General features: G+C 45.3%; 2 protein-coding genes. Both read right to left on the bottom strand.

Going from position 1 to position 14,569, the window contains the following annotated elements:
* Complete coding sequence (locus tag NKR21_RS01900) at positions 1-3,834, bottom strand: non-ribosomal peptide synthetase (protein ID WP_144458004.1); 3,834 nt, start codon at positions 3,832-3,834, stop codon at positions 1-3.
* 44 nt (positions 3,835-3,878) lie between these two features.
* A complete protein-coding gene (locus NKR21_RS01895; protein WP_144458002.1) occupies positions 3,879-14,567 on the bottom strand; it encodes a non-ribosomal peptide synthetase in 10,689 nt (3,562 codons plus the stop codon).
* Positions 14,568-14,569 lie beyond the last annotated feature (2 nt).

Raw genomic sequence — 14,569 nt, 5'->3', positions numbered from 1 at the left:
TTACAAGACTGTTTCTCTATTTTTATGATGGACGATTTCATTAATGAGCTGTGCATTTCGGGCAGCACATTCTTTGTTTTTGAACATGTCCGCATGCTGACCATAGCCTTGATATTGTCGATAAGCGCCGGTCGTCGCAGCTTCCCAGTGATCCATCCATTCTGGTATCGCAATGTTTTCTTCGGATTGGATGAAATCAATGTCTGCTTGTATCTCTCCTTGATTCACCCCCTTAACAAAAGTTTCATAGTAAGCCCTCGTTTTTTGAGCAAGTGCTTCTTGAATGAGCTCTGCTTGGGCCAGTTCACTTTGCTTCGACTGATGGACGATCGCTGCGATATCGTCATCAATGGATCGTCCTTCTAAATCGCTTTCTCCTATTTTCATATAGGAATCGATCATGATGACCTTTTCGACGGTCCGCCCTGCTTGTTCGAGTGATTGAACAAGCTCAAAGGCTAGGTAGCACCCGCCTGAGTAACCCATCAAAGTCAGCGGTCCTTCAGGTTGAAGTTGCTGGATATGCTGAACGTATTGTGTGATTCGGTGATCAGCTTCAATAAAGTCAAAGGCAATCAAACGAACATCATTGAGCGTTTTTGCGGCTTCCTGATAGATAAAGCCATAGCCTGGTAATGGCGGTAGAGCAAAGACTGTTGGCGTTTGAGATTCATTGAATACAAGATAGCCCGCGGCTTCCTGATCCTGCTGTTGAATATAACGGCTGATTGCTTCAATGGTAGGCGTCTCAAACATCAAGTGAATAGGCACCTGAACATCGAATTCCTTCGACACCTTAGATAAAAGCGACATCGCTTTTAATGAATGCCCGCCAATCTCAAAGAAATGGTCATCTGTGCTGATATCTTCTCGTTCAAGCACTTCTCTCCACATCACAAGAAGCTTTTGTTCTACTTCATTTACCGGAAGCTTCACATGACGGTTTCCTTGAGGCGCCTCTGGCTTTGGTAGCTGACGTTTATCAACCTTTCCATTTGGCGTAAGTGGCATTTTCTCAAGCCTGATCAGTTCATGAGGCTGCATGTAAGCCGGAAGTTTTTCCTTTAATCCTGACTTGATCACATCGAGTTTGTCCTTCCACTCCTCCTCACACGTCATATAGGCGAGCAGCCTTGTATGCTGCGTGTTATGCTGATCAGCTATAAGAGCCGCTTGTTTGACACCTGGATGCATGAGAAGGTGGGCTTCAATTTCTGTCAGTTCAATGCGGTGACCGCGAATTTTCACCTGATCATCGACTCTGCCTGCATACTCAATCAAACCGTCCGCTCGAAAATAAGCCAAGTCTCCTGTACAATACAGCCTTTCTCTCGCAGCGAATGGATGCGTAATAAAAGCTTGTTTTGTCAGATCAGGACGATTCAAATACCCCTTCGCAAGTCCTTTGCCGCTCAGACAAAGCTCTCCGACCATTCCAATCGGCTGAAGCTGCCTGTGCTGACTCAGTATATAAGCACCCGTTTGGTTGAGCGGCTTTCCGATTGGAATCGAACGCATGTCCATCGGCAGAGCCTCATCGACTGGATAATAAGTAGCGAATACTGTTGATTCGGTTGGACCGTACACATTGATGAGTCTGCCTTTCCCCATGACAGCAAAGGCTTTCCTCACATGCTGTACCGATGCCCGCTCTCCTCCGAACAGCACTTTGCGCACACTGCGCATCCAGTCGGTGTTTTCATCAACGAGGAGATTAAATAATGCTGTCGGAACAAACATGACAGAAATGTTTTCTCTTTTAATCAATCCCGTCAGCTCGCCCATGTTTAAAATGGTCTCTTTTTTCGGCAAGACAAGCTTCGCTCCGTTTAATAGTGCGCCATACACATCAAATGTAAAGCCATCAAATACGCTGTTGGATAGGGACAGCAGTGTATCTGTTTCTGAAATGGTTAAGTAGTTCGTATTTTTGACCACCCTGGCAATATTGGAATGGGTCGTCATGATGCCCTTTGGCTGACCTGTTGTACCGGATGTATACATGATGTAAGCCGTATCGTGTAAGCCTGCTTCAAGCGGCAAATTCTCTGAGCTCATTAGTGAAATTTCTTGATCATCTGCAAACAGATACGTACCATCAAACGCAAGTGCTTTCACCTGACTGATAAAGGATGAGTGAGTCAGAAGATGCGTTGCCCCGCTGTCTTTAAGCATGTATTGAATGCGGCTTTCTGGATAATCGGGATCAATTGGCACATAGATTGCACCTGCTTTTAAGACAGCAAGTAGACTGACAATCAGTTCAGACGTGCGGTCAGCTATTATGGCGATGACCGTTTGATGCGTGACCCCATTTTTTTGCATATGTCTTGCCAATCGGTTGGCTTGTTCATTCAGCTCCGCATATGTCATCGTGTGCTCACCTGCTGATAATGCGACCGCATTCGGCTGTTTGCGGACATTATGCTCAAACCATTTCGACAAATATAGCTGGTCATGCTCAAGCTCAGACGCATTCCACTCCTCAAGAATGAGCTGCTTTTCCTGTTTCGTGACAAGTGTAAGTGTATGAATCGATTGGTCAGGATGCTTGATCGCCTCACTCATCAGTAGACTTAGCTGTTCCTTTAACCGTTGAACAAATTGAGAATCAAATGCTTTTTTGTTAAAGGCAAGCTTTAATTGCAATTGTTCTCCTGGTGATGCCAGTAAATTGAGATCATAGTTCGATTTTTCATACACATTCATATTTTCCACAGTAAATCCTAATCGCGCCTCTTGCTCGTCCTTCTTTGCGGTCGGGACGTTTTCAAACACGACAATATGATCAATGAGTGGCTGATGACCTGTCTCTGCCTGAATATCATAAATCGGAATATATTGATGCGGCTCGGCCGCAAGAGACTGCTGCTGCGTTTCTGATAGAAGAGTACGGAATGTCATGTCATCTGTCAGCTGAATTCTTCTTGGGATGACATTGATGAACAAACCAACCATTTTGTCAACGCCAGCCAAATCTGCCGGACGCCCCGACACAACCGTGCCAAACAGCACATCATTTGAACGTTGATATCTGCTCAATAAAATTGACCAGACTGATTGAAGAACACTGCTTAACGTCGCATTTTGCTGGAATGCTAACGCTGATAAAGCAGCCGTTTCTTCCTTACTCATCGACCATTCCATTTCGCCTAATTCATGTTCATTCGTTTGTTTTCTCTGTTCTTTAAAAGTGGATTGTCCGTCAAACCCGGCTAATGATTGCTGCCAGTATTGAAGTGATGCTTGTTTATCTTGTTTTTCAAGCCATTGAATATATTCTTTGTACGGCTTAACCGGTTCCAGTTTGTAAGGGATGTCATGCAAAAGGGCATGATACATCGCAAATAACTCCTGCACCACAAGCCCAAAGCACCAGCCATCAAGAAGAATATGGTGATAGCTCCATATCCAGCGATAGCTTGTAGGGCTCGTTTGGAAAACAGTTGCCCGCATGAGTGCATCCTTCGAAAGGTCAAATCCTCTCAGCTGATCTTGTTGTTTAAATGTCTCAATACGTACAAGCTGTTCGTCTTCAGAAAGATCCTGCATGTCCACCACATCAAGCGTAAAAGGGCGTTTCTTCAGTACCACTTGGACAGGACGCTTCACTTTTTCGTGGAGAAATACGGTACGAAAAATATCGTACCGCTCCACGATGACATTCATGCTTTTCTCAAGTAAGTCATGACGCAGTGTGCCCTTTACATTCATGTCCATTTGCTCTACATAAAAGCCCTTTTCTTGGTGATGGAGGGTATGAAACAGCATGCCTTCTTGCATCGGTGACAGATAATACATATCTTGAACTTGATCCCTTTTAAATGAACTCATCTATTTCTTCCTCCCTTCCCGTTTTTATGACTGATCTCATGATGTTAGGTCAATTTCTCCTCAAGCATGTCAAATATATCGTCCATTTCATCCATTTCAAGGTCACCAGCAGAGAAATCACTTGGCGTAAATTCTCGTTCTTGCTGCGCTAAACAATGAGTCATGATGCATTGGATTTTTTCCTTTAAAAATGCCATGAATTGCTGTATCGTCTCTTCTTCATATTCATCTGAACAATATGAACAAGACAACATGAATCGATTGTGTTGAACAAGACCACTGAGGTTCAGCTTATAGACAGCTTCTGAATCAGGGCTTGCTTGTCGTCCCATATCATAGGCGGATGGTCCAAAGAGTTCGGTCGTCACTTCCTGATCAATCTGGCCAAGATAGTTCAAGCTGATTTCAGGTTGTACGTGCTGTCCTGATGACTCAGTGAGATATTTTAAAATCCCATAGCCGATCCCTTTATTCGGGACACGACGCAGCATTTCTTTCGTTCCTTTAATCGCCTCTGCTATGCTCTGATCCGGCTTTGCTTTCAGTACGACTGGATACATACTCGTAAACCAACCAATCGTGCGGGAGACATCCAGTCCTGATAAAATATCCTCTCTTCCATGACCTTCAAGCTGCACATGTACATGAGACTCACCTGTCCACTCCTGAACGGCAAGACCGAGCGCACATAGAAGAATATCGTTCATTTCCGTTGTATACGGTAGGTGAATATCTGTTAAGAGATGCTCGGTTTCAGACTCTGAAAGCTGCATCTGTACTGCTTTTGTTTGCGCAACTTTTCTTTTCGACACTTCATGATCAACAGGTAAAGTGGTCATTGGCGTCCTGTCAATCTCATTCCAGTACTCACTTTGGCTTTTTAATGGCTTGGACTGTGCGTATCGTTCGATCGCCTCTGCCCATTCTTTAAAGGAGTGGGTTTTGGGCGGTAGGACGAGCGTCTGTCCTTGAGCTGCCTGCTGATAAAGAGACATAAAGTCCTCTAGTAAAATTCGGCATGAGACACCATCAATCACAAGATGGTGTGTCACGATGAGTAAGTGATCGCCATCTTTTGCACGGAAACAGATCACTTTCATGAGCGGACCTGTTTCGAGATTCAACTGACGCTGATACTCGTTGGCATAGGTGGAAATGGTTTTTTTCACGTCGTTCTCTTTAGAGACATCATGAGAAATCATCGCAATCGGCTCTGTCAGCTCCCGCTGGTTGTATTGCAGGATGCTGCCATTTTCTTGCCTGTATACCATACGCAGTGCATCGTGATGTGAAAGTAATTTCTGCATCACTTGTTCTGTCATCGAAAGGTCAAACCCATTTGGTGCATGAAGCATCATCGAAAGATTCCAATGGTGCTGGTTAGTGAATGTTCGTTCAAAAAACCAGCGTTGAATTGGAGTCAACATGACTTCCCCTTCAATGGATGATTGGTCAGCCGTCAGTTGATCCGCTTCTTCGATATATGGGCGCAGCTCGGCAATGGTTGGATATTGGAATAACAGTTTCATATCAAGCTTCCAGCCGGCTTGTGTGAGTCTGCTTGCCATTTGGATGCCTTTAATCGAGTCTCCACCAAGGAAGAAGAAGTGGTCGTGAATGCCGACTTGGCTCACGCCAAGCACGTCTTCCCAAATGCCACATAGAAGCGTTTCAACTTCGTCTCTTGGCGCTTCGTATGCTGTTTGGCCCGCTTCCATATTTGGTGCTGGCAATGCTTTTAGATCGACTTTGCCATTTGCCGTCATTGGCAGTTGGTCTAGCTTGATGATCCATGAAGGGATCATATAGTCTGGCAACGTACGTTTTAAGCTTTCTTTCAGGTTAATCGTTTCTTCATCTGTAATGACATATGCGGCAAGGGCATCTTGTTCGCTGGCATCTTTGATCGTTGTCACAACTGCTTCTTTGACATCCGAAAGTGCAAGAAGCTGCGCTTCAATTTCTGACAGCTCAATCCGGAAGCCGCGGATGTTGACCTGATGGTCTTTTCTGCCGAGATAGATCAGCTCGCCATCCTCTGTCCATTTCACCAAATCACCTGTCAGGTACATGCGCTCACCTGGATAAAATGGATCTGGGACAAAGCGTTTCTCTGTTTCCTCCGGAAGATTCCAGTACCCTCTTGCTAGTCCTTTCCCCGCAATCACAAGTTCACCCGGTACGCCTGGCGGCGAAAGGTCATATAACGAACCCATAATGTAAAAACGGGTATTGGCAATCGCTTTTCCAATCGGAAGCGTGCCTTGATCTGGGTTGATGATCCCGCTGGTCGCCACGACTGTGTTTTCGGTTGGGCCGTAGTTATTCACGAGTTGATAAGGAACAGGCTTTACCTGTTTCAACTTGTCTCCCCCTGTGAGTAAGTAACGCAAGGAGTGATTGTCCATTGACATAAACTGCTCGCATAGCTGTGTTGGTAGGAACGCAATGGTGATATTTTCGTCATTGAAATACGTATTGAGCTTGATCATATCGAGACGAATCGCTTCATCAATGATGTGCAGCTCTGCGCCGGCGATCCATGTAGGGAACATTTCCCAAATGGAGGCATCAAAGCCAAAGCCGGCATATTTGGCGGTTCGATCCGCATTGGTCACTTGGAAAGCATCATTGTGCCAGAACGCCAGATTCACAAGGGACTGGTGCTCAACCATGACACCCTTCGGCTGTCCTGTTGTTCCAGACGTGTAAATCATATAAGCGAGATCAGTTGGTTTGACATGAACCTGCATTTCTTGCGCTTCGCCTTCTATGGCATCTTCTATCAATAGGACATGACCTGTGAAGGAAGATGGTGCAGTGAGTCCTTTTTGTATGAGAAGAACCTCTGCCCCGCAGTCTTCCAGCATGTAAGCAATGCGCTGATCCGGATAATCCGCATCAATTGGAACGAATGCCGCTCCTGTCTTGAGAACCCCAAGGACGGCTGCCGTCATGTCAAGGGACGGACGAGTGAGAATGCCGACGCGATCTCCTCGTTTTATGCCGTTTGAGATGAGTCTTGAAGCGACTGTATTCGCCCGGCTGTTCAGTTCTTCATACGTCCAGCTCGTTCCGCAGAAAGTTGCCGCTTTTTGGTTCGGTACTTCAAATGCTTTAGCTTCAATCAATGCATGAACGGTTTGATCTGACGGTACATTTAGTACAGGTCCTGACCATTCATTGATCAGCTCTTGTTTTTCATTTTCCGTTAAGATCGAAAGCGATGAAATGGGTTCATTTAGCTTCGCCAGCATCTCGTCTATGATTTGTTCAAAATATCGACTCCAACGCTGAATGGTCTTCTTTTTAAACAGCGCCGTTGCATATTCAAAGCGTACGCCCACTTGGTCCTTTTCTTCGAATATACCGAGCGTTACATCAAATTTTGCATGAACTGTCTCTTGCTGCTTTTGCGAAAGCTTGAGTCCATTTAGATTCGGTAACGTCATGTCACGGTCATCCGTTGTCAGCATGACACTAAACAATGGGTTACGGCTCGTGTCTTTCGGCAGATCTAACTGTGCGACCAATTCCTCAAACGGGAAATCCTGATGTTCATAGGCTGATAGACTTCGATCTTTCATTTTTTCAAGCAATTGTGCTGTCGTTTCCTCGAGCTGCACTTCTTGTCGAAGAGCCAATGTATTGACGAACATGCCTGGAACCCGTTCGATTGCAGCATGCGTACGTCCTGCAGTGACAGCGCCTATGACGATATCTGTCTGCCCAGTTAATTTGGAAAGGAAAATAGCAAATGCCGTTTGCATGACCATGTTCATGCTTACACCTTTTTCAGCCATGAGTGCTTTAATGGTCTGCACCTTTTCAGGCGATAACCATCTGTCGACTCGATCTCCTTCAAATGACTGTACATGAGGGCGCGGAAAATCAAGTGGCAGTGCCAAATCTTCAGGTCGCTCTGCGTATTGCTCCAGCCAATACTGACGCTGTTTCTCGAGCAGCGCTCGTTGCTTTTCTTCCTGCTGCCATACCGCATAATCCTTGTAGTGCAGCTGAACTGGCGGTAACGTCTTTTTCTCATACAGCTCTGCCAATTCCTGAATGAGCAGACTGCGTGTGACACCATCCGCGATGATATGGTGCATATCCATCATGAACACATATTTTTCATCAGAAAGCTTCGCCACCTTTGCCCTCATTAATGGTGCTTGATGTAATGAGAATGGGGTGATGAATGCGTCTATGACAGGTTGCTCATGACCGTTCTCTACTTCAACCACCTCTAACGTAAACGGCACTCGGCGATACACTTTTTGAACGGGTACGCCGTCAATTTCTACAAAGGCTGTACGCAATGATTCATGTCGTTCGATCAAAGCCCCCAGCGCTTCTTCGAGCTGTTTTACATCAAGACTGCCTTCCATCATCAAAACGGCAGGCATATGATAAGTCACTGCTTCTGAATGCAGCTGTTGCAACACATACATCCGCTTTTGAGCAGAAGAGACAGGATAGAAATCTTGCTTCTCCGCCGGCTGAATGGATGTCATATCCGAGGAAACCACTTTTTCTAAATAAGCTGCCATCGCGCGTATCGTTGGCTTTTCAAAAAGGACTTTGAGCGGCACATGTTTGTTCAACTTGGCTTGCATCTTCGAAATGAGCACCATGCCTTTGAGAGAATGACCTCCCAATTCAAAGAAGTGATCATGAACACCTATTTGTTCAACTCCAAGTACTTCTGACCAAATATCACAAAGCGTCTGCTCAAGTGCCGTTTCTGGTGCTACATGCATCGCACGCTTCATATGCGCCTCGTGCGGAAGCGGTAGGGACTTCGCATCTACCTTTCCGTTTTGCGTGAGCGGGATGTGATCGACTTTGACAAAGTACGTTGGGATCATATAATCCGGCAGTGTCTCCGCAAGCTTTTCTCTAAACGTCAGTGTTCCAATTGGTTCAGGCGCAGTGTAATAAAGTGCAAGCTCTGGTAAACGGGACATATGAAGGACTTTGACATACACCTCATGAATGGATAATCGTGCACGTGCGGCATGCTCAATTTCCTGCTTCTCAATACGATAACCGCGAATTTTTACTTGATCATCTATTCTTTCAAGAAACTCAATGTCTCCATTTGCATGCTGTCTGACCAAATCTCCTGTACGATACATCAGCTCTTCAGGAAAATACGGATTTTCTAGAAAACGCTCTGCTGTTAATTCAGGCTGATTCAAATATCCTATCGATACGCCTTCCCCCGATATATAAAGCTCTCCAGGTGCGCCATAAGGAACGAGGCGCTGCTGACGATTGAGTACGAGCGCTCTTGTATGTGCAATTGGCTGCCCAATCACAGAGCGATCCTTCAAAGCGCCTAACTCTTGCTTTGTAATTAGCTTAGTCACAGTCCCAATGGTTGTCTCAGTCGGACCGTAGTGGTTCATGACTGCCACACACGGGTGCTGCTCCATAAATGTCTCCACATCCTCAGAGACAACCGGCTCTCCTCCAAGTATGACAAGGCGTAAAGCATTAAATGCATGATCCTTCGAATCTGCCATCATATGAAATAAGGACGGTGTCATTTTGATATAAGTCAGCTCTTGTTCATCAATGAAACGCATGAGTCGAACCGGGTCTTTATACACATCTTCACGAGGCACATATAGTGTCCCTCCTGCCTTCAAGACAGGGAAAATGCTTGTGTAGCCAAGATCGTATGCATAAGAAGAAAGCAGTGCCGTCCGATCGCATTCTTGCAATGTGACCTCATTTGTCAGCCAGTTCACGTAGTGTGATAGATTACGATGCGTGAGCTGTACACCCTTCGGTTTTCCTGTTGTCCCAGATGTGTAAATGACATACGCCAGTTGATCGGATGATGCTTCCGGCAAATCTAGCGTACGGCTTTGTCGTACTGCCTTTTCAACCTGCACGACCTGAATCGACTTGAGATGTTGATAGGAACTTACAAGAGACTCATTTGTTACGATCACTTGCGCACCTGAATCTTCTAATGTGTAATTGATACGTTCCGCAGGGAAGGCTGGATCAATTGGTACAAATGCACCTCCCGCTTTCATCACACCAAGCATTGAGACGATGACATAGACAGAGCGATCAAGAATCAGCGCTACAGTCTTTTCTTTCTCGACGCCTCGTACCTTTAGTTCACTGCCGAGCGCATTTGACATGTCTTCTAGCTCGCGGTAAGTGAGCTTCCGTTGTTCATCCATCACCGCAATGGCGTCAGGTGTTTCCTTTGCCTGACGTGAAAATTGGACATGGAAAGGCTCATGACGATTTGTTTGCACTTCGTCTTTTTTCTCCAACCGCTCTATTTGCTCATGCTGATCAAGTATAGGGAGCAAGCCGATCTGTTCCTCTGGGTGTTGGACCGCTTCACGAATAATCGCCAAAAGATGAGTTCCGAATCTGCGGACCGTCTCTTCTTTAAATAACGCCGCTGCATAGTCAAAGCTCAGCTTTAATGCTCCCTCTCGTTCAAATGCTTCTAGAGACAAGTCAAATTTGACTGAGTGATGCTGGATGGCATAAGGCGAAATGTGCAGGTCACCGAGCTTTAGTGCCGGAACCTCCATGTTCTGCATGTTAAATGACACGCTAAAGAGCGGGCTACGAGTTGTATCACGATCTAACGGAAGACGGGCAATTAACTCTTCGAGCGGATAGCTTTGATGAGCAAAAGCGTCAACACTCGTTTCTTTTATTTCTTCAAGTAGCTTTAAAAATGTCTTTGTTTGCGCTGGTTTTCCGCGCATCGCAACAGTGTTGATAAACATCCCCGGCATGTCCTGTATATCAGGATGTGTCCGCCCTGCAACAGGGGAACCAACAATGATATCTTCCTGACCGCTATATGCGGCAAGCAGAACTTGAAAAGCAGATAACAAGAACATGTACATGGTCGTATCAGTTTTCTGAAGCAGGTCATGAATCCGCTGAGTCGTCTCTTGATCACAACCAAACATGAATCGTTCTCCTGAAAAATCACGTTCCGCTGGACGTGAATAATCCGTTGGCAGCTCTAATACTGGCAAGTCTCCTTCGAATTGCTTTAGCCAATAGGCTTCATGCTCCTTCTGTTTCTCTGTCTCTTCTTCACTTAACTGCCAGACAGCGTAATCTTTATAATGAATGGCTCTTTCTGTAAGAGCTTCGCCATCATAGGCCTTCGCCAAATCTTGAATAAACGTCTTCATGGAGCTGCCATCTGTAATGAGATGATGTGCTTCCAAGACGAGAAGATGACGGTTTTCACTGATTTTTAACAACTGGGCTCGTAATAAAGGCGCAACTGTTAAATCAAATGGAGATTGATTTTCAGAAAGAAATGCCTCCGCCTCTTCTTCCTTGATGTGATGAACAGGAAGATCAAATGCCGTCCAATCATTCACTCTTTGAACAATGTCTTCTCCATTCATATGAAAACTTGTTCTTAGAATTTCATGCGTTTGAATCAACTGATCAAACGCTGATTTTAGCCGCTGATATTCGAGTGTTCCTTCAAGCGTTAAGACGATTGGAATATGATAATTCGTGCTGTCTGGTTCAAGAGTCTGCAAAATGTATAAACGGCGCTGAGCTGGTGATACCGGATATTCATCCGACTGTTCTGCTGGTAAAATCGGATGCATCATTTCTTCTTGACCATTCTGATCGATATATACCGCTAATGAACGAATCGTCGGCTTCTCAAAAATCACTTGAATCGGCACTTCCTTTTGAAGCACCTCTTGGATCTTCGCAGACATCATCATCGCTTTGAGAGAGTGCCCGCCAGCCATGAAGAAATGTTCATCTACTCCGACCGTTTTTCCAAGGAGCTCCTCCCAAATTTGAGCGAGTGCCTTTTCTGTCTCCGTATCAGGCGGAATGATTTCCTTTTTCTCCTGATGCGCTTCGTCCGGCTTTGGTAAAGCTTTTCGATCTACCTTCCCGTTCGATGTGAGCGTAAAAGCATCCAGCTTCATCACATGGTGCGGCACCATATAAGCTGGCAGCTCTTGATTAAATAAATTTCGCACCTCTTCTTCTGTCATGGTCCCTGTGAAGTAAGCCGTGATTTCCTTTTCATCTGAGGAAAACGAATGGACAAGCACAACCGCGTCATCTATGCCCGTTTTTTGCTGAAGCATTGTTTCAATTTCACCAAGCTCAATACGGAAGCCTCGAATTTTCACCTGATCATCTGTCCGGCCGAGGAATTCGATCTGGCCATCTGCGCCATACCGAGCCAAATCCCCTGTTCGATACAAACGGCCTGACGGCTTAAAAGGATCTGCCAAGAATACTTGATTGGTCAAATCTGGACAATGGAGATACCCTCTTGCGACACCATCTCCGCCAACATACAGCTCTCCTGGCGCTCCAATTGGCTGTAATCGTTGATCATCATCTAAAATATAAGCCGACGAATGGTTGATCGGCTGACCAATTGGAATCGGACCCGTTTCATCTCCTCTTACTTCGTAAATGGTTGAGATGGTTGTATTTTCTGTTGGACCATAGGCATTCAGTAAAACAAGTGCTGGATGATGCTGTTTCACAAGCTCCGCACTCTTCACATTGATCACGTCACCACCTGTAATTAATGTGGTTAATCCTTTGAACATTTGCGGCCGCTGCTGAGCGAGCTGATTAAATAATCCAGTCGTTAAAAAGAGCTTCGTGATCTGATGTGTTTGGATAAATTGTTCGAATCGATGGATATCCAATAAAGTATCACGATCAACAGGATACAGCGTCGCACCACCCAGCAGTGTGTTAAAAATTTCTAAGGTAATGGCGTCAAAGCTGACGGCGCCTGTATGCGCCATACGATCCGATTTGGTCAAGCCTAATTTGTCCTGAGAGCAAGCCAATCTCACAATATGCTGATGCTCAATTTGAACCCCTTTTGGCTGTCCAGTTGATCCCGATGTATACATGATATACGCCAAGTGAGAAGGAGACGTTCTGACGGATACATCCATGTGTAAGTGATGAGGCTTACTCGTCACATGTACGGTCTTGATCTGTTCATCAACTGGCGGCGGACTATCAGCATGAAGCAAAATGGTTGCGCCGCTATCTTCAAGCATCCATCGGATTCTCTCCTCAGGCTGGGAAGGGTCAATCGGTACATATGCCGCCCCTGCGTGTAGAACTGCTAAGATGGCGATCACCGCATCAGCTGATCGGTTCATATACACCGCCACAGCATCCCCAGGCTGTACGCCTTTCTCAATAAGACTGCCAGCCAAACGATGGATTTCTTCTCCAAGCTCCTCGTACGTAAATGTTCGGTCGCCTTCAACTAGTGCCAGATGGTCAGGCTGCGCCTTCACACGTTCATTGAACAGCTCAGGAATAGACAGATGCTTCGGATAATCTCGATCCGTCTGATTCCACGCTTTTATCTGCTGCTTTTCCTCTTCCGTGATACATGTCACGTCATGAAGGCGTGCATCAGGGTTTTGGATGATTTGCTTCATGAGATTGGTCAGATGTTTTGATATGTTTTCAATGACTTTTTCTTCAAAAGCTATGGCGTTGTACTTGATTTTCAATGTCCACGTTTCACCTGGATACACAAGGACATTTAGATCAAAATTCGTTTGTTCAAATCCGTCCTTTACATCAATGGAAAAACCAAGACGTGCAGACATCGTGTCACCAGACAGCTCCTGATCTAAAGGATAGTTCTCAAACCCAACCAAATGATCAAAGAGCTGCCCTCCAGCAGCTGTCTTCTGCTGAATGTCATAAAGCGGCATAAAATCATAGTTTTCCGCTTCTAGTGCATGCTGCTGAACCTTTTGAAACAACTGCTTAAATGTCTGCTTCTGATCCACTGTCACTCGAACGGGTATCGTATTGATAAATAGCCCTGCCATGCGCTCAATTCCAGATACACTTGGAGGTCTGCCCGATACAACGGTGCCGAATGTGACATCATCAGTTGCATGATAGGTGCCTAAAAGAACGGACCAGACAGCCTGAAACAGATTCGGGGCTGTCACTTGGCACTGTCTTGCTACATTTTGAATGGCTTGTACCGTTTGAGTATCCCATGTAAACTTCCATTCCTGATGATCGTATTGTCCATTCGCATCTTTTTGCTCTAGCAGCCCTTGATGCTGAACCGCTCCATCTAGACGCTCCTCCCAATATCTTTCCGCTTCTTGTTTGTTTTGCTTTCCAAGCCACTGGATATAATCTGCATAAGGCTTCCCCTGTGAGCGATCCGGTGTTCGACCGTTCCGATATGATTCATAGTAATGAAACAGTTTTTTCATTAAAACACCCATGGACCAACCATCCATGACGATGTGATGGTTGCTCCAAATCAGGTGCCAGTTTGTTTCATTTAGTTGAAAAACAGCGACCTTCAATAACAGATCATTTGTTAAGTGAAACCCTTGCTTTCTCACTTGTTTTTTATATTGATCCAGTGCCTTTTGTTGCTCTTGATGATTCAGATGAGATAGATCCTCTCGATACACATCAAGATGACGTTCAGCTAGTACAACCTGACGAGGCTTTTGTAATTGTTGATAAACAAAGGCTGTACGGAGAATGTCGTATGTCTGTATGAGCTCATTGAGACTTTTTTCAAAAACAGCGTGATCAAACTCTCCGCTTATTCCAAGCTCAAGCTGTGTGAAATAAGAGGAGGAATTAGGGTCTAGCATGGCATGATACAGCATGCCCTCCTGCATGGGTGTTAAAGGATATACCTTTTGAATCTTTTGCTTACTCATAT

The organism is Bacillus sp. 1735sda2 (assembly GCF_024159245.1).
Lineage (GTDB): Bacteria > Bacillota > Bacilli > Bacillales > Bacillaceae > Bacillus > Bacillus pumilus_O.
Note: the sequence above shows the minus strand (reverse complement) of the source record. Positions and strands in the feature narration are given on the sequence as shown.